Consider the following 21,299-nt stretch of genomic DNA (forward strand, 5'->3'; position numbering starts at 1 on the left):
TTAGTTAATTTTAAAAAAGCTGCTAAATAACAGTGAATTAACTTTATTGATGTAAAAGAAGCTGTTTTTTATGGGTGGATATCCACACATTTTTAAAAATATGCTGTCACCAGTTCCACCCATTATGAAGAGTTTTAAATGAAAGGGTTGCTTAGTCTTTGAACATTTCGCGATTAATACCGTACTTGGTCATCTTGTCGTAAAGAGTTTTACGAGCAATTTGTAATGTGACCATGGTGTCTTTTATGCTGCCGTTGTTTCGTTCTAGCGCTTCTTCGATAAGTGACTGCTCATAAAAGCTAATTTTCTCGGCAAGGCTTAGGTCTTGAGCAAGCTCGTTGTCACTGTTTGCATCACTGTACGAGGCAAAGGCCAGATCAGAGCCTAGCAATACCGCACGTTCAGCCTGATTTCTAAGCTCTCGCACATTACCCGGCCAATCGTAGGCAAGAAGTCGCTGCTTTGCTTCACTACTTAGTGGTGCAGGCGGTTTATGAAAACGTGTCGCTGCTATCGAGCTAAAATGTTTAAACAGCAGTGGAATATCGGCCTTTCTGTCTCGTAATGCCGGAATACTCACTTTAACTAAGTTTAAGCGGTAATATAAATCGGCTCTAAACTCCCCCGCTTCGACCAGTGTCATTAAGTCTACTTTTGTAGCTGCAACTATACGCACGTCTAAATCAATGGCGTGGTTATCACCTACAGGCGTTACTTTACGCTCTTCAAGCACCCTTAATAACTTTACTTGTAAACTTGCAGGCGTTGACTCTATTTCATCTAAAAAGACAGTACCGCCTTTAGCAAATTCAAACTTACCTTGGCGAGATTGCGTAGCACCTGTGTATGCACCACTGGCTGCACCAAAGAGTTCGCTTTCGATTAGCTGTTCGGGGATTGCGCCGCAGTTTATGGCAACAAAATTAGCCGCTGATCTGTTACTTTGATCATGTAAGTAACGGGCAACTAATTCTTTACCTGTGCCAGTTTCACCTTCTATTAAAACATCAGCGGGAGTATCGATAACTGCATTGAGTAAATGCATCATTTGCTGCATTTGCTCAGTTTCACCTAAAATTCGCACACCGGGCGCAGAGGTTTTTTCTACTGCGATTTTTAAGGCTCGGTTTTCCATCACTAAGGCACGTTTTTCTGAAGCTCGCGCGATACAGTCTAACAATTGCTCGGTCAGTGGTTTTTCGAATAAATCATAAGCGCCAAGCTGCATGGCTTTAACGGCAACTGATACATCAGCAAAGCCAGTCAGAAAAATAACCGGTAGTTCACTATCAAAGGCTTTCACTTGTTCTAAAAATGCCAAACCGTCCATTTTTGGCATGTTTATGTCGCTTAAAACGATCCCTTCAAAACGACGACTTAATTTTGAAAGTGCCGCAGTTGGCTCACTAAAACACTGAACTTGATAACCTTCAATCTCAAGGAGTTGCTTTAATGAATCGCGTATCACCGCTTCGTCATCAATAACGATTACCTGATTACAGGTCGCTGCAACTACACTCATGATGGTTCCTTATTTGTTTGTAAGGTTATTATAAATTGTGCGCCGCCTTCAGGGCGGTTATGCGCCGATAATCGACCGTTAAATGAGTCGATAATTTGTCGTGAAATAGATAAACCTAAACCCAAACCGTTGCTGGTTTTAGTACTGTAAAATGGCTCAAAGATGTTACCCAATGCATGTTGATCAATACCTGGGCCTGTATCAAGAATTGATAGCTTAACGCGGTCGTCGGATAGTTCGAGGTCGAAACTCAATTCACGCTTTTCAGATTCACTCATAGCTTGGCTGGCATTGGTGATCACGTTGACCAATACTTGTTCAAACTTAACGCTGTCGACCCACACCGTTATGTTTGCATCAATATCAGCAGCTTTTACCTCGATATCGTCTTGCTTTAACTGGGCGCTGGCGATCATTAACGCATTTTTTAACATGCTCGCTAAGCTTTGCTGCCTAAGTTGGGTTTGTGCGGGTTTACTAAAATGCTTAAGCTGAGCGACAATTTTGTGAACACGCTCTATTAGGGATTGCACCAGCACTAAATTTTCGCTGGCTTGCTCAATATTGCCTTTAATAAGCAGCCTCTTTGCACTTACTAAATAAGTGTTCATGGCACTTAAGGGCTGATTGATTTCATGGTTAATGCCCGCACTTAATTGACCTATCGTTGCAAGCTTAGCTGTTTGGATCAGTGCTTTTTGCGCTTTTTCGAGCGCTTGGGTTCGTTCAATTACTTCTTGCTCAAGGCTATGTCTTGAAAACAAGAGCTTTTTGTAGCCCGCAAAGCGCACCATCGCCATATGAATAAGCACAACAGCAATAGCATAAAACACACTAAACCAAAGCAGTCGAGGTATTTGCGCAAGCTCCACATTAGTTACATCCACCAGCACACTGGCTTTGGCGTTTATAATATCTATTGTTTCGGAGGCGCTAATAAAGCGCGCTTGCTTGCCATTAAGCTGAATATTTTGCTGTGCGGTTTGTTCACTTAAAGACTTATGATTATGATTAAGTAAACTCGGTTTATGAGACAAGTAGCGGCGCGACTTAACCAAAGCAGCCATTTGTTCGTCGTTAAGCAATTCAAGTGACTTTAATCGCCAATCCTCAACGTCTGACATCACAATAACGCTATCTTCTAATGCGATATAAAAGTGAGTGCTGTCTGATGCATTAAGTAGCTGTCGGTCTTGTTCAAACTTTTTCGCATTCACTTTTAAGGTAACAACGGCAATAACTTTACCTTTATCAATAACCGGCTCTGAAAAGTAAATGCCCCGCTCACTTGAGCGCATACCTAAAGCAAAATAAGCTACTTTTTCACCTTGCTTGGCTAAATAAAAATAAGGCCGAAAAGCAAAATTACTGCCCAAAAAGGTGTAATCAACCTGCCAGTTACTACTTGCCACCACCGAGCCTGTTAAATCCATTAAATAGACATCTGATGCACCACTGGCACGTTGAATATCTTCTAAATAATAATTAACGGCTTGCTCGCCTATACCTTGCTTAACCACAAAAGATTTAACTAAATCATTGGCACTCACTAAGGTCGGAATTGTTTTAAATCGGGCTAATTCGCTTGAAAAATAATGACTTAACTGAGTAGCTTGAACACGGCTTTGTTGCTCTGCTTGTTGATAGTCGTGAGCGCGTCCGACGTAAAAAACTAATACAAGCAACAATAAAAGCATTGCACCTGCAATAACTAACTTTTTACTTAATGACGACATTCAAACCTTTGAGAGCAGCGCAACTAGAAATTGAACTGGTAGTGTAACGATAAATCTTCTGTTGTACCAGCGACAGCGCCATTGCCCATTCGTGGATCAAACACATTATATTTTTTACCTAACAGGTTTTCTGCTTTAAGCATTAGTTGGCTGTTAGCGTTTAGCTGCCATTTTAAGCTGCCACCCAATAAACTATAGGCAGACTGTTTAAAGTGAGCACCCGTTACCGAACTTACCTCAACTTTATCGCGCCATAGTAGGTTTAAACTCACTTGCCAGCTGTCAGATAAATTATAACTACTCACTAAGCTTGCAAAACGCTTAAAGCTCGCATTAATTGGGTCTTCAAAGTATTGCGTATAAGTACCTGTTACAGAGAACTCTTTACTCGATTGCCAAGTAGCATCAAGCTCAATACCACTGTTTTGAGTATTAAATGAGTTTGTAAAAGTAAACAAGGCATCATTAGATTGCGTTGGCTCAATATTTATAAAATCATTGAGTTCATTATAAAAAAGCACCGCATTAGCTTGTAACTCTGAAGTTTGATAATGCCAAACAAGCTCAGTGGTTTTTACCGATTCAGAGCGAAGTGACGGGTTACCTACGGTGACATCATCATTTGAAAAAAGCTCATTCGTAACCGGGGTTCTGAACGATTCGCCATATTGCAGTTTAACGGTATGCTCTGGGTTTATTACATAAACGCCTGCAAGGCGAGGCGAAAGTTTACTGTCGATGTCTTTCACATCGTCATATCGTGCCCCTACAAATAAAGTAAGTGCATCTGAATAAGGTATTTTTAACTGCCCGTAGGCGCTATATGTTTCGAATGTATATTTAAGTGATGCAAATTCAGGAAAGTCCGTCACCGTCACAATACCTTGCTGATAATAAGCGGGGTCAATAATGACTAACATCGACTCATCATCATAGTAATTAGTACGCACCCCAGCTTCGACCTGTTTAGCCTCTGCGTATTCTATACCCGCTGCAAGCTGCCATTGATTTTCAAATTGATAACTCAGTTCAGTCTCAAATTTGCTATCGGTCGTTTGCCAAGCTGGACCAAGTAAAAAGTCAGGTATATCGTCAAACGCAGCGATTAAACCAGCACTTGAGATATTATGTTTAGTGTACGAGTAACTAGAATCTAGCTTTAACTTATCGTTATTAATCCAGTTATATTTAACACCAACAAAAGTGTTATCACTGGTGTGTTGATTTTGCGTTGAATAGCCGGCAAGGTTTAAAAATTCATCAAGAGAGGTTTCGTTGTAACGAGCACGTAATTGCAGCTTTTTGTAATCAACACCTGCTTCTAGGTAAAGCGCCTCAAGAGGATCTTTTACTCCTTGCGGGTAGCTTTCGCCGTCTTTTTGATCATACGAAAAACTCGCAAAGAGTGCGGTATCATCACTTAAAGAGGTATTGAATTGCCCTGTTGCCCCGTAGCGACCATTATTGCCAACCACAAGTTGCAGTGTATTTCGCTCTTTAGAGGTAACAATATTCATCACCCCTAAAAACGCATTACTGCCATACAGCGCCGAGCCCGGACCGCGAATAAACTCTATTTTTTCAATGATTTCAATAGGAATATAAGGCATGTAAACAGAGGCTTTACCAAATGATGATTCATTGACACGCTCACCATTGATCATCACCAGCACATTACCGCTATCAAGATATACACCCCGAGCATGATCTTTAGGCACAGCACCCACCCAATCGCCACGGGTTGATTGCATACCTGGCACAAAATTCATTACTTCATAAGCGTTATCAACACCAAGTGCTTGAATTTGTTTACGGCTAAATACACTCATGGTTGAAGGAACAGATGACAAGGTTTCGCTGGTTTTACTAGCAATATCGACTTGCACATTAAGCAAGTCTTCAAAACTTAAAGAGAATAAGTCTTGCTCGTCAGTCGCATTTGCAACCATTGGAATGGTTGAGGCAACTGCAATTGAAAAAAGTGCTGAACATCTTAAAAGCTTCACGCTGCGAGATACCTGTACTAATAGCCAATGCTGCAAAAGCAACACCTTGTTTACACTATTAATACAAAAGATTGGCAAGCTTGCAATGTTTTTATAGTTTTAGTTGAAGACTTCTCGGAAGTAGATACAAAAAAACCCACTTTCAGCTAAAAATGGGTTTTAATTTTATTGAGCCAAGCTTATTTAAGCTGTTTCAACATTAGCAGTACGCTTTGCCTTGATGTACTTATATAAACCAATAAGTGACGCCGCTATCCAGAAAATTTCGATAACAAAACTAGCAAGGTTAAAGTTATAACAAAGACTAATCAGTAACAGAATCGCACCTGTTAAGTTCATCATGTTATACACAAGACCGGTTGGCGATGCTTTATTCAGTTGTAATAAAAAGAAAGCACCAACCACTAAGAATGTGCCTGTCATGCCAATAATATCAAATAAAAGTGCTATCACGTGCGTGAATCCATTTTGTTCATGTGTTTATACCCATACAACTGGCCCAATCCATGGGGAGGGTTGTTTTCATTCATTGAAACAGCAAACCGGTCAATAGTATCAGAGCATGAGGGATAAACGAGGATAAATGTCCGTATCTTAATTACAGTTAATATTTACTCAAAGCAAATACTCAGATCTTCATGGTTAAGCTGCTCTAGCTTTGTAAAAGATGATTGACAAAATTCAGTGGTATACATGGTTTTAAACTCCGCAGGCACTTCATTTACCCACCAAGAGGCTTGATCAGCAATAGATAAAGAAAGGTAAAAAACATCAAACTTTAGACCATTTGCCACATAAAAGGATGATTTGCCTAAATGAGTAGTGTCACTTTCTATTTTCAATATGCTGTTTGAGGACTCTACAGTAATCCAATCGAATTTAACGACATTAGCTTCATTTTTTATAGGCTTAAGTCTAAATGCGCCATATTTGTATAGGTTATCGCTTGGGTTTATAGCTCTTACGAACACATATTCATTGTTGTTTATTTTTGTATGAGAAGCTACCTCTCCACATGAAGTCAAAATGGGCAAAACGCCAAAAACCATAAGCAAAGCAGCAAATGCATGTTTAACCAAGTTAATGTTTTCCTTGTTGATTTTGTTTCCCAGTAAAGCCAATTTACAGAAATGGTATTAATACTCTTTAACTAACATTAAATTAAACATCAAAAATGTGGCAAATACTAATCTACTTATGCGTTACCTTACCACCGATAATTTTTAGAGCAGGTGCACCGCGGATCATTGTTTCGCGGGCGAATTGACGTTGGCAGTCAGGGCAGATACCTGTTTCATTGGTAAAGTCTTGGCTAATACGTTCAACAAAACATTTAACCAACGCTCCTTTTCCACCTTTGCGGTATTTAAATAATTGGGTTTTACATTGTGAGCAAAAAATATCGACTGTTTTGGTCGGGCTTTTTTGTTTGGTTTTGCCATTACAACTACATTGCTAAAATAAAACCTTACCTTAACATGTTAGGGCCAGAGCCCCAAAACTAAGCCGATAACAGAAAACTGTAATATTGAATAACTTGCATTAACTAAGAACAATTTTAATGGGCGTTGTTCAAAAATATAGCCAATCCCTAAAGCACAGCTAACCCAGCACAAGCCAATAATAAACCCTGTGCCAACAGCTACTCCCACATTGACATTTGCGCCAATAAATAACGATAAACTAAATGCAATTAAACAACATAAAACAAAGCTGCCGCCAAACACCATAACTGGGTTAATACTCTGTAGGTCAAGTTCAGTTAAACCACAGCTTTCCATCCAAATACGTTTAAAAAGCCAAGGTGAATACCACACAGCGCCCAATAAGAAAGATGCAAGGGCAGCAAAAAAGATCGCGAAGTAATTAAGTTCTGAAAAATGCATACGCCAGACTCATACAACTAACAGGTTTAATTTGACTTTAGTTAAGGATCAGCGATGCAGCAAATCAAAAAGGCTGAGTTTTGTACCTATTAATATCTAAACCATACTTTAGGATTAACCACAGAATTATTTCAGTTTAATAAACAATCAATTTAGTGTTGTACGGGTTTTTTCTGTAATTTACGTTGTAGGGTTCTTCTGTGCATATTCAGTTGGCGCGCAGTTTCAGAGATATTACCATTGTTGCTATGCAATACATGTTGAATATGCTCCCACTCAAGACGCTCTGGCGACATTATTTGGCTTGACTCTGGGTTTACCGATGAGGCACCAGCTTCAACATCACCCAAGATTGTTTTTAATAATGAATTGAAATCGACAGGCTTTGGTAAGTAGTCATCTGCTCCTAATCTTATTGCTTCTACTGCACTGGCAATACTGGCAAACCCCGTGAGCAATACGATACGAGCTGAAGGAAATTGTTCTCTTAAAGGTTTAATTAGCGCAAGGCCGTTATCATCCCCAAGTTTTAAATCTACCAGAAAGTGGCTTGCCTCAAAAGTGGTTGTTTTTTGTAAAGCTTGCTCAGCGTTATGAGCAAGTGAACATGTGAAGCCTTGTTTTGTAAAGCGCCTCGCAAGCGTGCTGGCTAGGTTAACATCGTCTTCAATAATTAAAAGTTTCATACAATTTTTAAACTAACCATCGCAATCGCGCCTTGCTGTGGGTGATTACTTAGTGTTAATGAGCCATTTAAGCGCTCTAAGGTTACATTAGAAAGCATAACTGCCATTCCCATTCCATCGCTACTTGGCATGAGCTGACCGCCTAATGATGCCATTTGTTGCTCGCTAAATCCTTGACCGAAATCACGTAACGACAATGAAAGTGTTTGCTCATCGATTTGCCATTTAGCTTCGATGTTGTGTTGCTGATTATGGTTATTTGCCGATACGGCGTTTTGCAACAAGTTTAAAATAGCCGGTAACAGCATGGCATCACTTAAAATCGAACAATCAGGGGCGTCATTTAGCCACTGTAAGCTTTGCTCAGGAAAATGCAGTGTCATCGCATCTTGAATAGTGTTTTGTAGTGTTTTAGCACTAATCACTTGTTGTGTTTCACCGGTTCTTAGTGCATTTGAAAGTGACCTAAAATGAGCAAGTTGCTCTTTACACTGAGCTAATGGCTTGGCCATTTCGTGCACAATGGGGTCATCAGCTTGTTGCTCTTGTAGCTCTTCAAATAACAGCTGTAAGTTTGCTATCGGCGTTGCAAGTTGATGCGTTACTTGTGCGGCAGCGCCATCAAGCGTTAATAATTGCTCATGCCTTAATTGTTGCTCGCGGGTATGGGAAATAGTAGCTTCTCTGGCTCTTAACGTGCTGTTTAATGTGCCAATTACAAAGGCAATAACGATGGCGCTGATAACAAAGTTAATCCACATACCAATAAAATGATGAGTCATCTGCATTTGGTGCATGGTGTGTTCGGGCATTTTTATCAGTAAAAAACTATAAGCGGCGATTGCCAGCACTGCTGTGTAAGCAAGCCCTTTCGCATTAACAGTCACCGCCGCTATCATTATCGGTAACAGTAATAACGAAACAAATGCATTTGTTGCTCCACCACTTAAGGAGAGCAAAATAGTTAAAAACAATAAGTCGGCTGTCAACTGCATTAACACACCTGCTGGCCTTGCTTTCGTGACATTTCGGTAAGCGAATATACTTAACAGCTGAAAGATTGCTTCAATACAAATTACAGCAAGTAAAGGCAGTAAGGGGATTTGGTATTCAAAAAGAAAATACACTGCAATCACAGCAACAAACTGCACGGCGATTGCGGCGCTTCTTAAAATTAGTAGGCGACTGATCGCCGGATCGGTTTGCATAACGGACTCTTTAAAGCTTAATCATCGTCCATTGAAATTGTAAAAACAGCACAAGGCGTTCCTTGATGAAACACCATTTGCCATTGTTTACCATTAAAACGCCACAGTGACATACGAACTGAGTAGTTAAACTCTGAGCGAGCTGAACGTCTAAAGGCTGCTTGATAGCTTAGCTGTGCAATATCATCACTAAGCATTCGGCCTTTAAAATGTTGATTATAAAACTGCGGTACCACCTCAGTTGGCAGGCGGGTTAAAACTTGGAACTTATTAAATGACGTGCCATCAGCGGCTATTTCAATAAAATCATCATCAAGTAATGCATCAAGCGCTTCAGCAGATTGACGTACCTCTGGCTCAAGGAGCTGTCGCTCTGCATCAATTAAATGATTAAATAACGTCTCTTTAATTTTACCGCCCATAGTAACCCTTACTGTTTGAGCACTTTACCGCCCTTCATAACAAACTGAACCTGACTAAGTTCACTAATGTTATCAAGTACATTCATATTCACGCTGATAATATCTGCTTGTTTACCAACACTCAAGTCACCGAGGTTATCACTTTGACCTAATAGTTTAGCAGCTTCAACGGTGGCTGATTTAATAGCTTGCTTTGGTGTCATGCCGTATTTAACTAATAACTCAAACTCTTTAGCATTATAACCATGCTTAGATACGCCTGAATCTGTACCAAAGGCTATTTTAACCTTGTTTTTTAACGCTAATTTAAACGATGCTTCCATTTTTGGCGCTACTACTTCGACCTTATCAGCAATTGCTTTTGGCATATTAGGGTTATTTAGCACTTCTTCTTTTACTGTAGCGCCAGCGAGTAAGGTTGGAACTAAATACGCGTCTTGCTTTTTGAAAAGCTTAACCGTGTCTTTATCTAAAAAAGAGCCATGTTCGATTGAATCAACACCTGCTCTAAGTGCTGCTTTTATACCTTCTGTGCCATGAGCATGAGCGGTCACTTTGCGGCCTAAATGATGGGCTGTGTTTACAATGGCACTGAGTTCTTCATCAGTAAATTGCTGATTAACCCCTGCCGCTGTATTACTTAAAACACCACCTGTCGCGGTTATTTTAATCACATCGGCACCGCTTTTAATTACATCGCGCACTGCTCGAGTACAATCGGCTGCGCCATCACACACACCTAAGCCACCCCCTTCTGTCGCTTTGGTAATATCACGGCGATAGCCATGCATATCACCGTGACCACCGGTCGGTGTGATCATATCCCCTGCTGCAAAAATGCGCGGGCCAACAATGTCGCCACGTTCAACCGCTCGCTTTAATGGGAAGATAACTTGATAGCTGCTACCTAGGTCACGCACAGAGGTAAAACCTGCATCAACCGTACGTTGTAAGTACTTTAGAGAACGAAGTGCGTAATCGGCTTCGTATTCAGTTGCCCATTGGTGAGGGTTACGTTTTGCATCTCGCTCAAAGGTAACATGAACGTGCATATCAATCAGACCCGGCAATACCATCTGATTTTTTAAATCAATAACATCTGCATCACTAAGATTTAATTGCTGCTTAGTTAGGAAACCAGCTTTTATTGCGGCAATTTTATTGTCTTCAATAACCAGCGTTTGCTGCTCTTTGACATCTTGATCAGTACCTACCAGCATCTTTCCAGCATGAATAATGGTGGTTTGTGCATTAACAGCAAACGTAGATAATAAAGACAGTACCGATAATGTACTTATTTTTAGGTTTATTTTTTTCATAATCGCCTCTTTTTTATACTAGGTTTAACTTAAATACTGAGTAAATGCCATTATTTACGACATAGCGCAGCAATGAACTAGTGTTAACAAGTGAATTTTGATATAACTTCGGAAAAATTTAACAAGTCTGACCACATAAAGAGAACACATTATGTCTTATGCCCAAATTACTGGCTGGGGTAAATGTATACCACCAGCAAGCATCAGCAATGATGAAATTAGCAATATTGTTGATACCAATGATGAATGGATCACAACACGTACAGGCATCAAATCTCGCCGTGTCAGCCATGTTTCTACTGCCGATTTAGCAACCGTTGCCGCAAAGCAAGCGCTTGCTTGTGCTGGTGTTGATGGTAAAGACATTGATCTTGTACTTCTTGCGACTTGTACGCCATCAACTATGGTGGCAAATACGGCTTCTTTAGTGCAGAAAAACATTGGTGCGGTTGGCGCAGCAGCAATGGATACTAACGCTGCATGTTCAGGCTTTTTATATGCATTACAAGCAGCAACGGCACAAATTCGTGCAGGCATGATCAAAAAAGCGGTTGTTATTGCTGCTGAGCGCATGACTTGGTACATCAACTGGGCGCGCCGCGACAGTGCTGTATTATTCGGTGATGGTGCTGGTGCCGTTGTATTAGAAGCTTCAGATACACCATCAGGTTTACTTGCGACTAAAACCGGGTGTGACAGTGAAGATCGCGATATCTTGCACATCGAAAACTTTGGTAGCGATTTAAATAAGTACGAGCCAATTGGCCCGTCTAACTTATTATTCGAAGGTCGCGAGATCTTCAAGCGTGCTGTTAAAGGTATGAGTGAAGCTTGTGACGACGTGCTAAACCAAGCACAGTTAGAGCTTGATGATATTGACGTATTAGTTCCTCACCAAGCAAATTTACGTATTATCCAAGCTATTCAGCAACGTTTGAAAGTAGCTGATGAAAAAGTAATGGTAAACATTGCCGACTACGGTAATACGTCTGCCGCAACAATTGCGATTGCAATTTGTGAAGCTGTTGAGCAAGGCCTTATCAAACCTAACTCAAACATTATGTCAGCAGCCTTTGGCGCTGGTTTAACTTGGGCGGCGAGTTACATTAAATGGGGCGAGCGTGTAACACCTATTGCAGTGTCTGATGCAGCTTTACCTGAATGTGATAAAACAGGCCTTGAACTTGTTGCACCAGCTGTTGCAGCATGTAAAGCGGCAGAATAATACCCCTATTATTTATAGAAAAGCGCGGCTTAGTCCGCGTTTTTTTATGAGCAAAAAATGGACTATATAATGGAATTATTAGGCATACATCACGCTGCAATCATTTGTAGCAACTATGAAAAATCAAAGCATTTTTATAATGAAGTATTAAAACTGCCGATTATCCACGAACTATACCGTGCTGAACGTAACTCGTATAAGTTAGATTTAGCACTTCCTGATGGTAGCCAATTAGAATTGTTTTCGTTTCCTGGAGCGCCACAAAGACCCAGCTATCCAGAGGCACAAGGGCTACGCCATTTGGCGTTTAAAGTTGCTGATATTGCAAAATCTAAGCAGTACTTAGAACAACAAGGCATTTCGGTTGAAGAAATAAGAGTGGATGAAATCACCGGGAAGCAATTTACGTTTTTTGCCGATCCCGATGATTTACCGTTAGAGCTTTACCAACTCTAGATTATTGGAAGCGATCTTGTAAGTAATTGAACACGGCGCGAATACCCAATGCCTCACCACCTGTAGGGCGACCTGGTAATGCACGTAAGTTCCAAGCCATAACATCAAAGTGAACCCAAGGAGTACTTGGCTCAATAAACTCTTTTAAATAAAGAGCAGCAGTGATCGCACCACCAAAAGGAGTGGAAGCACAGTTAGCAATATCAGCTACGTCACTTTTTAATAATGCTTTATATTGATCAAATAACGGAAGTTGCCATACAGGATCATGGCAGCTTTCGCCTGCATCCATCAATTTGTTAGCAACATCACGGTTATTTGCGAAAAAGCCCGGTAATTCAGTGCCGAGGGCTACACGACAAGCACCAGTCAGAGTTGCAAAATCAACGATAAGATCGGGGTTATCATTTTGTGCTTCAGCAAGTGCATCACACAGCACTAAACGACCTTCAGCGTCCGTGTTATCAATTTCTACTGTGATCCCTTTGCGAGTTTTGATCACATCACCTGGTCTAAATGCATTTCGAGAAACCGCATTTTCAACCGCAGGTACCAGTACTCGTAAGCGAATTGGTAAGTTGGCAGCCATAATTAACTGGGCAAGACCAATAACATGCGCGGCACCGCCCATGTCTTTTTTCATATTACGCATGCCTGAGCTTGGTTTTAAATCTAAACCACCTGAATCAAAACACACGCCTTTACCGACTAAGGTAATCTGTGGAGCATCTTTTGCGCCCCAGCGTAAATCAAGTAAGCGAGGCTTATTCTCAGACGCACGACCAACCATATGAATTGTCGGGTAGTTTTGCTCTAATAATTCATCACCAACCCACTCACTAAACTCACCATCAAAGGTGTCGGCTAAATCAGCCATCACTTGTGATAGGTGTTGCGGCATCATATCTGCAGCAGGCGTATTAACTAAATCACGCACTAAATTAATAGCACTTGCATGCTGCGATAGACGCTTAACTAAGCTTTCATCTTTAATAGCTAGTGTGGCACGTGGCGATGGTTTTTCTTTATATTCACTAAACTCGTAACCACCTAACACAAAACCCAGCGCTACTTGTTCTACAAATTTGTCATCACCTTGAATTTGATAACAACCTGCTGGCAGTTTTGTTGATAAGTCACCTGCTAACCAAAAGTCTTGTAAATCATTAACTAAACAATACACATGCTCAAGTGAACCGGTTTCACTATCAGCAATTAAGGCCATGCCTTTGTTTTTAAAATCACAATTCGTTAGCCAATTTTGTAAGGCTTGCGGCTGCTCGGTTAACCACGTTGATAGGTCAGCTTTAGCAATAAATGACAGGGGAATTCCCGTAGAAGAATGGCGAATTAATGAACTCATTAAACGACTCGATATAAAGAAAAGGTATTTAAGCATACCAATATCTTGATACAAAAGGTATAGGCAAAATCAGATAAGCAAAACCTAATCAGTCTTTGTTTTGCTTCTCTTTTTCTTCTTTTTCTACTTGTTGATCAATCTCTTTAATCGACTTATTGATATTGAATGAGCTAGGTAGCACATCAACACCAACCCATTGCCCCAGTTTTACAACCAAAGGAATTGTCACGGGTGCAAAGGGTAATACAGCAAATACGCCCAAACCGAGTCCTTTTAATATATCTAAAAATTGCTCATTGGCAGTATGCAATTCTTCTTTAGTAGCTTGGCCTTGGGTGTATCGCCTATAGATATGAAGCATCTCTTTTGTTTCTTGCTTTTCTTGGGCAAGTGCGATTTTAAGTGCTACCATAGCGCGCTTGAAGCGTAGAGTCTGACGCTTTTTGGTAATTTTAGCCACTCTGAATGGGGCTCGATGAATAACTTTGTATAATCGCATTTGGTTATTTTCACACAGCATGTGAAGTTCACAAAGCATAATTTACTTATATTAGTTTTTGTTTTATTCTTAATACTCTATTCGTAATTATTTTTCAGTATTAAACATGAACACACCTATACAACAGGCTGAGCCAAAACCCCAAAAGCCGGCCCCAGATGAATGTTGTGGTGGTGGTAGTTGTTGCCCATGTGTTTGGGATGAATACCGAGAAAAATTAAAGCAATGGCAATTAAACAACATTCCGCAACAAGCCTAATAGACCGTTCCAAATCCAATCTCGCTTAAAAACCAATCAAAAAATTCCTTTTTTAAAATATTTTTAGATATTTTATATACTTTCTTACGCTTAAAAGAAAAAACAAGAATAAATTATCCCCTTTTATTTCATGCACATAATTAAAAAAACAATAATAACGTGCAAATAAAAACGCCAAAAACAACATCGTATTAACAATTTGCAAAATAAATTTACAGGCTGTATAAGAGATTTACACCAAGTTTATTATTTAACTTAGGTGACATAATCATAAATATTCTAACTGGGGAAGTCAGAATGAAATTCAAAAATAATGCGCTACAACAAGCAATTAAATTTGCTCTAGCGACAACAACAGCAGGTCTGTTTGTGTCGGGTTCGGTTGTTGCTGCAGAGCAAGCAGCAGAAGAAACGAAAGTTAACAAAAACGTAGAAAAAATTGCCGTGGTAGGTACTCGTTCTGCGCCACGTTCAATCGGTGATTCACCGGTGCCAATTGATATCATTGGTGGTGAAGAGCTAGATAAAGGCGGCAACACCGATATGCTAGAGCTTTTAAAAGGCTCAGTTCCTTCTTTTAACGTTCACCAAAACCCAATTAGTGATGCAGCGTCACTTGTACGCCCTGCTAACTTACGTGGTCTTCCTTCTGACAGCACATTAATACTTGTTAATGGTAAACGTCGTCATCGCGCATCAGTTATTGCCTTCTTAGGTGGTGGTATCAATGATGGTGCTCAAGGTGCTGATATCTCAGTTATTCCAAGTATTGCCCTAAAGCAAGTAGAAGTACTTCGTGACGGTGCTGCGGCACAGTACGGTTCTGATGCAATCGCTGGTGTAATGAACTTTGTATTAAAAGATGCCTCTGAAGGTGGTTCATTCGAAATTCGTCAAGGCGAATACTACGAAGGTGATGGCGATACAACACAAATTTCAGGTAACGTAGGTCTACCATTTACCGATAGTGGTTTTGCTAACTTAAGCTTCCAATATAAAACAGCTGATGCAACTAGCCGTTCAGTACAACGCCCTGATGCGGCGGCACTTAACGCTGCAGGCGTACCTGAAGTATCTTCTTTAGCACAAATTTGGGGGGCACCTGAAGTTGATGATGATATTACAATCTTTGGTAACATTGGTCTTGAGTTAAGCAACTCATCTGAATTCTACATGTTTGGTAACTACTCTGAGCGTGACGTACGTGGTGGTTTCTACTATCGTAACCCACACACTCGTCCAGGTGTTTACTCAAATGACGGCGGTGAAACACTGCTTGTTGGTGATTTAACTGGCGATATGAGCGGTAACTGTCCTACCGATATCATGATTGATGATAACGTTTTAGATAACCAAAGATACATCGATCTAGTTGCTAACAACCCAGACTGTTTTGCATTTAACGAAATGCTTCCAGGCGGTTTTACACCTAACTTCGGTGGTAACATCACAGATACTGCATTAACAATTGGTACTAAAGGTGAAATCACTTCTGGTTTCCTTGAAGGTGCTTACTATGACTTAAGCGGTACAGTTGGTTACAACGAATCTCGTTACTTCATCTACGACACAATCAATGCATCATTAGGCCCAGAAAGCCCGCGCGATTTCAGCCCAGGTAAATACTCACAGTTAGAGAAAAACTTTAATGCTGATTTATCAAAAGGTTTTGACTTTGGCTTAGCTTACGATGTAAACGTTGCCGGTGGTCTAGAATGGCACGAAGAAACATTCACAGTTGTTTCTGGTGACGAAGCGTCTTTCACAGCTGGCCCACTAACAGAACAAGGTTTTGGTATCGGTTCAAATGGTTTCCCTGGTTTCAAACCATCTGATGCGGGCGAGTATACACGTCGTAACTATGCTGCATACGTTGATGTTGAAGCACCATTCACAGAAGACTTCCTAATGGGCTTAGCGTTACGTTATGAAGATTATGATTCATTTGGTTCAACAACTAACTACAAGTTAACTGGTCAATACCACTTAACTGAAGACTTAAACATTCGTGGTTCAATCAGTACAGGTTTCCGTGCACCAACTGTTGGTCAAGCAAATGTAAGTAACGTTCAAACAAACCTAAGCAGCGGTGTTCTTGTTGACTCAGCACTTTTACCACCAACAAACCCAATTGCCGTGCAATTAGGTGGTACAGAGCTTGAACCTGAAGAATCACAAAGCTATACATTTGGTGCAGTTTGGACAATTGGTGACTTATTCTTCACTGTTGACTATTACAACATCCAAGTAGATGACCGTATCAGTCAATCAGATAAAATTGAGTTAAGCCAAGCTGATAAAGATACACTTGAAGCAGCGGGTGTACCAAACGTACAAAACTTAGCTCAAGTAAGCTTCTTCACGAATGACTTTGATACAACAACGCAAGGTGTTGATGCTGTAGCTAACTATTCAACTGACCTACTAGGCGGTAGTTCAACATTCAGCTTAGCGTACAATTGGAACGACACTGAAGTAACTAAGTCAACAGACATTACTGGTGAGTTTAAAGTAAGCCGTTTAGAAAATGACTTACCAAATCACCGAGCAACGCTTAGCTGGGCACAACAGTGGGAGAATTTCTCTGCATTTACACGTGTTAACTACTATGGCGAATACCAAGGCGTACACGTAGATTACGATGCAACAGCGAAAACAGCTGATGCTGCAGTAACGATTGATGCAGAAGTGACTTACTTCCTAACTGAAGAGCTTAGCTTCTCTGTAGGTGCGACAAACTTATTCGACCAAGAAGCAGAGAAACTTGATTTCTATGACAGTACTGGCATCCCTAACAATAACTGGGGTGGTAAATACTACGAAACGTCGCCATATGGTATCAACGGCGGCTTCTATTACGTGAAAGCTACGTATACTTTCTAAATAGAACAGCTTTCTAGGTTGAGCAATCAACCTAGAAAGTCGATACCCCGGATTTATTCTGGATATTTATAGTTAACCAAGGCGAAAGACATTTCGCCTTTTTCGTTTTATAGTAAATAAAAATAACAAATAACCCGCCATTCCTATGCTGTTACAAAAAGCGAATCAACTACTGAATGAAAACAAGCTTAAAGAGGCTGAGTTTCATTTTAAAACCATTCTCGATTCAGATCCTGAAAATGGCGAAGCGTTATTTGGATTGGGTCGCATTGCCCTGCGTTTAGAACGTTATGATGCTGCGGTTTACCTTCTACAAAGAGCCTGTGAACGACTACCTCACATGCTTGAACCGCTCCATGCTCTTGCCGATGCTTTTAATGGCGTGCATTCACCGCAAGATGCATTAACTGTACTAGAATATGCTAAATCAATTGCCAGCCATAACCCTGAGCCACATTACTATCTTGCTCAGCATTATCTAACCTATGGTGAGCTAGACAAAGCGTACATTATTTTAAAGCATGCCCTTGGTATGGGAAATTCCCCTGTAAAAGCATACATTTTATTTGAGTTAGTGCAGTTTGGACGTTTTAACAACGAACAAAATTACATAAATGAGCTACACCAGTTTTTAACTTTAACCAATAATCTGCGCTTAAAAATGGTGTGTTATTATGCACTGGGTAAAAGCTATGATCAGTTAAATGATACAGAACAAGCTTTTAACTACTTCAGCCTTGCTAATAAGCTACAAACAAAACTCACGCAGTTTAAAACCCGTGACTTAGTACCATTTTATCAGCGCATCATAGAGCAAAATACTGCCGAGCTAATTGATGCCAGAGACAAAACATTCACAGGCACAATCACACCCATTTTTATAATTGGCATGCCAAGAAGTGGCTCAACGCTGGTAGAGCAAATGCTGGCAAGCCACAATGACTTTGCCAGCCTTGGCGAAGATGCCAGTATCAGTAATCAGGTTGTTGCATACCTTGAACAACAAACGCAACTCCCCTACCCAGATTGCTTAGCAGAGCTAAACCAAGGGCTAATTAACAATGCCCGCAATATTTATATTGAACGAATAAAACAAGCACCAGTTGTGCGCCCCTTTATGATCAATAAGCTGCCTGCTAACTATCAGTCACTCGGATTGATTTATTTACTCTTTCCTAACGCCAAGTTTATTAATATGCAGCGCGAGTATGATGCAATTGCTTGGTCGGTGTTTAGCAACTATTTTGCTGAAAACGAACCTTATTTTTGTTCACTCCCAGAGTTTAAACAGTATTTTGATTTGTATCAGCAGTTAATGGAGCATTGGCAAAACGTGATGCCAGAGGCGGTTTTTGATTTAAGCTATGAAGCACTTATCAGTGACAGCGAACAAACACTAACGGCCCTGTGTAAGTTCTTAAACATTGAGTACAGCACACAGTTTTTAGATTTTTATAAGTCAAAAAAACCGGTGGCAACGCTCAGCAAAACGGCTGTAAGACAGCCGTTAAGTGATAAAGCATTAGAGAAATACAAACGCTACGAGAGCGCAATGCACACGCTTATGCGTGAGTCTCAAACCAGTTCAACAAGTCAACAAATTGATCAAAACGCGCCTGTGGGTGAGTAAGCATATTTATGTGATCATAATCGACCTTATGGCCAAACTTACGGCCATAAATGGTCATCGTTTGCTTACCTATGCCCGACTCTTCCATAAATTTTTCAATATCAATCGGCTGGCATAGGGCTTTATCTTTAATACCCGCCACATGCATAATGGGCGGCAGCGCCTTATCAGCTAATGCGTTGGCGTAATCAAAGCCATCGTCAGTATCGACCCAAGGTTTACGCTTAGCCCACTGCATACTTTGATAATGTGACTTACGGGTTTCATCATCACTGCCCCATTTCAGCTTTTTTGCCGGCACAAAACCATGCTTACGGGCAACTAATGGCGCCAAACCATACCAAATCAAATTACCTTGAATATATTTGCTTGGATGATGGTTATACAAAGACCGTTTAGAACCAAAATAACCGCAGGCTTTCACATCATCAATCAACTCAGGAAAACGGGCAAACACACTGTTCATTAACACCCCGCCCCATGAGTGTGCCACCCAATAACGCGCAGGCTCGCCTTCAAGCTGCTTAATTTTATCTAAAAATGCAGGGATATCTTCTAAAATAGCCTCGGTTTGACCATACTTTGCATGCTTTGAAATCGCAGGTTTACTCTCACCACGACCACGTAAATCTGCCACATAGCAAACATAGCCATGCTCAGCTAAAAATGGTGCTAAACCTTTATTGCTGTGGGTGTAAAAGATTTTGCCATTTTCAACGGCACCATGCATAAAAAACACCGCAGGGCCTTTCGCATCAGTCTTACTAATACGGCGTAAATGTAAGGTTTGGCTTTCGGCGAGTTTAATAAACACCGATTCTTGTTTAATCGTCACGTTTGACCTTTTTATTCTTATAGACTCATCGTACCAGTATTAAGGTACGCCAGTCTATTTAGCAAAGCAAGTGTGAAGTTGGCGATTGCCATTCAAAATGAGAATCTCAGGCACGATGAGATTTTGATTAAATAATAACACCAATGCAGAGCCATTATTTATCGATGTTAGAAGTTCTAGTTACAGAAGCCTTTGGCTAAATGAGCGCTAACAAAAAGGCTATGAAATGTGCTGAAGAAGTTTGTTTGGTGATTTTAATGCTACGTAATTAACATATTCTGGAGAGACGGCATTGTGCCATTTGCGGTCATTAGGCCATCATTGAGTGTGACTAGACGTTGAGCATGACACATAGCTGTACAGAAATGTTTGGTAGCGCCGCAAGCAGCAGTGAGTAGGAACCGTCGCCTTGTTAGGCTCTTGGCACCCTAAGTTCATAGCTTGTGTATTTTTGACCAAACATCGTGCTCTCGTAGACCCTTGATGCCATTTTTGTAAGAAACTTGTATTCAGGGCGAGTATTTAACAAATGCAAAACTACAAGTCTGTGACCCAGCTCTGAAGCCCATACCATCATATCTTTAAACACGGCAGTACCAATGCCCCAGTAGGCTTCATTCAAAACTATTGCAAGCTCATAGGAATCATTTTCAAACTGGATTCCACACCAACCAGCAACAGCCCCATTTAAACGTATTCCTCTTATTTTACATCCCTCGGTTGAATCTACACTTAACTCGTTTGAAACCCATTCAGCTAACGATTTTTCATTGAATTGGTCGTGTAATACCAAGTGTTCTCGGATCTTGTCTTTATTTAAGATTGAAAGTAATTCATCCTGATCAAGATCTTGCAAATTTGTATATTCTATTTTAATCATCGGTAGTCTTGTTGTTGCTTAACGCCCACATTTTCGGCTGATTTGGAGCGCATCGGAAAAACAGTCCGACAATATGCGCTTGTTAGGCATTCTTGTACTCTTTCTTGGTTTTCCACCATATATAAGGCCCACCAATTAAAAATAGTACCAATATAAACGGCATAAGTAGGTTATCTGATTTCCACGCCTTTTCTGATTCGGCATAGGAACGGATTACATTTTGCTCTACCTTGACTTCAAATACATCGTGAAACTCTTTAGTTGTATATATTGGCTTCGTACTTTCTCTAGGTTCAAATAGAACCTCAACTCTTTTCCCTTTAGAGTTGAATAATGAGTCATTAACTATGCTCTGGCCGTTAGATTTAGAAGGGTAATTGAAATTATAATTATCATCTACAAATGCAAAGCGAATTCCGTAATCATACTCCTGCACCCAATCGATATACCCATCACGACTAACCAGCTCTTCTTTATAAGGGAA

Annotated in this window: 20 protein-coding genes and 1 pseudogene; 5 read left to right on the plus strand and 16 right to left on the minus strand. The window is 40.5% G+C overall.

Translation table 11 applies throughout. The annotated features are described in order from the left end of the window. Positions 1-151: 151 nt before the first annotated feature. The 11 genes and pseudogenes from WA256_RS06265 to WA256_RS06315 form a co-directional block, all read right to left on the minus strand. Positions 152-1,522, minus strand: a complete 1,371-nt coding sequence (locus WA256_RS06265) for a sigma-54-dependent transcriptional regulator (protein WP_130167551.1) — start codon at positions 1,520-1,522, stop codon at positions 152-154. Beyond that, positions 1,519-3,258 carry a sensor histidine kinase gene (locus WA256_RS06270; RefSeq protein ID WP_335989820.1) on the minus strand — a complete coding sequence of 580 codons (1,740 nt, stop codon included), beginning with the start codon at positions 3,256-3,258 and terminating at the stop codon, positions 1,519-1,521. The genes WA256_RS06265 and WA256_RS06270 overlap by 4 nt, the downstream gene beginning before the upstream one ends. A gap of 23 nt (positions 3,259-3,281) precedes the next feature. Further along, positions 3,282-5,300, minus strand: coding sequence for a TonB-dependent receptor plug domain-containing protein (locus tag WA256_RS06275; protein WP_335989822.1), 2,019 nt, complete (start codon positions 5,298-5,300; stop codon positions 3,282-3,284). 147 nt (positions 5,301-5,447) lie between these two features. Continuing rightward, complete coding sequence (locus tag WA256_RS06280; protein WP_054563978.1) at positions 5,448-5,717, minus strand: CBU_0592 family membrane protein; 270 nt, start codon at positions 5,715-5,717, stop codon at positions 5,448-5,450. Between the two features lie 158 nt (positions 5,718-5,875). Then, on the minus strand, positions 5,876-6,343 hold the full coding sequence (locus tag WA256_RS06285) for a hypothetical protein (RefSeq protein WP_335989825.1): 468 nt from the start codon (positions 6,341-6,343) through the stop codon (positions 5,876-5,878). A 112-nt stretch (positions 6,344-6,455) separates the two neighbouring features. Further along, a pseudogene (locus WA256_RS06290) lies at positions 6,456-6,706 on the minus strand (hypothetical protein). Between the two features lie 39 nt (positions 6,707-6,745). Further along, entirely contained in the window at positions 6,746-7,150 is a 405-nt protein-coding gene (locus WA256_RS06295; protein ID WP_054563975.1) for a DUF1761 domain-containing protein, read from the minus strand. 152 nt (positions 7,151-7,302) lie between these two features. Next, a complete protein-coding gene (locus tag WA256_RS06300) occupies positions 7,303-7,836 on the minus strand; it encodes a response regulator transcription factor (RefSeq protein WP_335989828.1) in 534 nt (177 codons plus the stop codon). Beyond that, the gene (locus WA256_RS06305; protein ID WP_335989830.1) at positions 7,833-9,044 is read right to left on the minus strand and encodes a sensor histidine kinase; all 1,212 of its coding nucleotides are present in this window, start codon (positions 9,042-9,044) and stop codon (positions 7,833-7,835) included. The genes WA256_RS06300 and WA256_RS06305 overlap by 4 nt, the downstream gene beginning before the upstream one ends. A 17-nt stretch (positions 9,045-9,061) precedes the next feature. Beyond that, entirely contained in the window at positions 9,062-9,466 is a 405-nt protein-coding gene (locus tag WA256_RS06310; RefSeq protein ID WP_054563972.1) for a nuclear transport factor 2 family protein, read from the minus strand. An 8-nt stretch (positions 9,467-9,474) separates the two neighbouring features. Next, on the minus strand, positions 9,475-10,785 hold the full coding sequence (locus tag WA256_RS06315; protein WP_335989833.1) for a metal-dependent hydrolase family protein: 1,311 nt from the start codon (positions 10,783-10,785) through the stop codon (positions 9,475-9,477). Between the two features lie 151 nt (positions 10,786-10,936). On the opposite strand from WA256_RS06315, the gene WA256_RS06320 reads away from it, so the two are divergent. Together WA256_RS06320 and gloA2 are read left to right on the plus strand one after the other, a co-directional pair. Then, positions 10,937-12,010, plus strand: coding sequence for a ketoacyl-ACP synthase III (locus tag WA256_RS06320; RefSeq protein ID WP_054563970.1), 1,074 nt, complete (start codon positions 10,937-10,939; stop codon positions 12,008-12,010). Positions 12,011-12,079: 69 nt separating this feature from the next. Next, positions 12,080-12,466 (plus strand): SMU1112c/YaeR family gloxylase I-like metalloprotein, encoded by a 387-nt coding sequence (gene gloA2 / locus WA256_RS06325; RefSeq protein ID WP_062565543.1) that lies wholly within the window; start codon positions 12,080-12,082, stop codon positions 12,464-12,466. Position 12,467: 1 nt separating this feature from the next. Here the strand turns inward: gloA2 and WA256_RS06330 are convergent, their stop codons facing one another. Continuing rightward, on the minus strand, positions 12,468-13,829 hold the full coding sequence (locus WA256_RS06330; RefSeq protein WP_054563996.1) for a leucyl aminopeptidase family protein: 1,362 nt from the start codon (positions 13,827-13,829) through the stop codon (positions 12,468-12,470). 88 nt (positions 13,830-13,917) lie between these two features. Further along, a complete protein-coding gene (locus tag WA256_RS06335; protein ID WP_054563995.1) occupies positions 13,918-14,328 on the minus strand; it encodes a hypothetical protein in 411 nt (136 codons plus the stop codon). A gap of 106 nt (positions 14,329-14,434) precedes the next feature. Between WA256_RS06335 and WA256_RS06340 the strand changes: the two genes are divergently transcribed. From WA256_RS06340 to WA256_RS06350, 3 genes are all read left to right on the plus strand, one after another. Next, positions 14,435-14,587 (plus strand): oxidoreductase-like domain-containing protein, encoded by a 153-nt coding sequence (locus WA256_RS06340; RefSeq protein WP_082401749.1) that lies wholly within the window; start codon positions 14,435-14,437, stop codon positions 14,585-14,587. Between the two features lie 297 nt (positions 14,588-14,884). Then, positions 14,885-17,470, plus strand: a complete 2,586-nt coding sequence (locus WA256_RS06345; protein ID WP_062565544.1) for a TonB-dependent receptor plug domain-containing protein — start codon at positions 14,885-14,887, stop codon at positions 17,468-17,470. A gap of 145 nt (positions 17,471-17,615) precedes the next feature. Then, positions 17,616-19,100, plus strand: coding sequence for a tetratricopeptide repeat-containing sulfotransferase family protein (locus WA256_RS06350; RefSeq protein ID WP_335989843.1), 1,485 nt, complete (start codon positions 17,616-17,618; stop codon positions 19,098-19,100). Here the strand turns inward: WA256_RS06350 and WA256_RS06355 are convergent. The 3 genes from WA256_RS06355 to WA256_RS06365 form a co-directional block, all read right to left on the minus strand. Beyond that, entirely contained in the window at positions 19,033-19,935 is a 903-nt protein-coding gene (locus WA256_RS06355) for an alpha/beta fold hydrolase (protein ID WP_062565546.1), read from the minus strand. The genes WA256_RS06350 and WA256_RS06355 overlap by 68 nt on opposite strands. 412 nt (positions 19,936-20,347) lie before the next feature. Further along, positions 20,348-20,815, minus strand: a complete 468-nt coding sequence (locus WA256_RS06360; protein WP_335989847.1) for an N-acetyltransferase — start codon at positions 20,813-20,815, stop codon at positions 20,348-20,350. A gap of 82 nt (positions 20,816-20,897) precedes the next feature. Next, the coding region (locus WA256_RS06365; protein ID WP_335989848.1) for a hypothetical protein at positions 20,898-21,299 on the minus strand (402 nt) is incomplete at its 5' end.

It is taken from the genome of Pseudoalteromonas sp. CH_XMU1449-3, assembly GCF_037027245.1.
GTDB lineage: Bacteria > Pseudomonadota > Gammaproteobacteria > Enterobacterales > Alteromonadaceae > Pseudoalteromonas > Pseudoalteromonas shioyasakiensis.

Bases quoted from the DNA above. Each gene is read 5' to 3' on its own strand.
- WA256_RS06305 (WP_335989830.1), bottom strand. From the start codon at position 9,044: ATGCAAACCGATCCGGCGATCAGTCGCCTACTAATTTTAAGAAGCGCC.
- WA256_RS06320 (WP_054563970.1), top strand. From the start codon at position 10,937: ATGTCTTATGCCCAAATTACTGGCTGGGGTAAATGTATACCACCAGCA.
- WA256_RS06340 (WP_082401749.1), top strand. From the start codon at position 14,435: ATGAACACACCTATACAACAGGCTGAGCCAAAACCCCAAAAGCCGGCC.
- WA256_RS06360 (WP_335989847.1), bottom strand. From the start codon at position 20,815: ATGATTAAAATAGAATATACAAATTTGCAAGATCTTGATCAGGATGAA.
- WA256_RS06270 (WP_335989820.1), bottom strand. From the start codon at position 3,258: ATGTCGTCATTAAGTAAAAAGTTAGTTATTGCAGGTGCAATGCTTTTA.
- WA256_RS06335 (WP_054563995.1), bottom strand. From the start codon at position 14,328: ATGCGATTATACAAAGTTATTCATCGAGCCCCATTCAGAGTGGCTAAA.
- WA256_RS06330 (WP_054563996.1), bottom strand. From the start codon at position 13,829: ATGAGTTCATTAATTCGCCATTCTTCTACGGGAATTCCCCTGTCATTT.
- WA256_RS06315 (WP_335989833.1), bottom strand. From the start codon at position 10,785: ATGAAAAAAATAAACCTAAAAATAAGTACATTATCGGTACTGTCTTTA.
- WA256_RS06295 (WP_054563975.1), bottom strand. From the start codon at position 7,150: ATGCATTTTTCAGAACTTAATTACTTCGCGATCTTTTTTGCTGCCCTT.
- gloA2 (WP_062565543.1), top strand. From the start codon at position 12,080: ATGGAATTATTAGGCATACATCACGCTGCAATCATTTGTAGCAACTAT.
- WA256_RS06300 (WP_335989828.1), bottom strand. From the start codon at position 7,836: ATGAAACTTTTAATTATTGAAGACGATGTTAACCTAGCCAGCACGCTT.
- WA256_RS06310 (WP_054563972.1), bottom strand. From the start codon at position 9,466: ATGGGCGGTAAAATTAAAGAGACGTTATTTAATCATTTAATTGATGCA.
- WA256_RS06265 (WP_130167551.1), bottom strand. From the start codon at position 1,522: ATGAGTGTAGTTGCAGCGACCTGTAATCAGGTAATCGTTATTGATGAC.
- WA256_RS06345 (WP_062565544.1), top strand. From the start codon at position 14,885: ATGAAATTCAAAAATAATGCGCTACAACAAGCAATTAAATTTGCTCTA.
- WA256_RS06350 (WP_335989843.1), top strand. From the start codon at position 17,616: ATGCTGTTACAAAAAGCGAATCAACTACTGAATGAAAACAAGCTTAAA.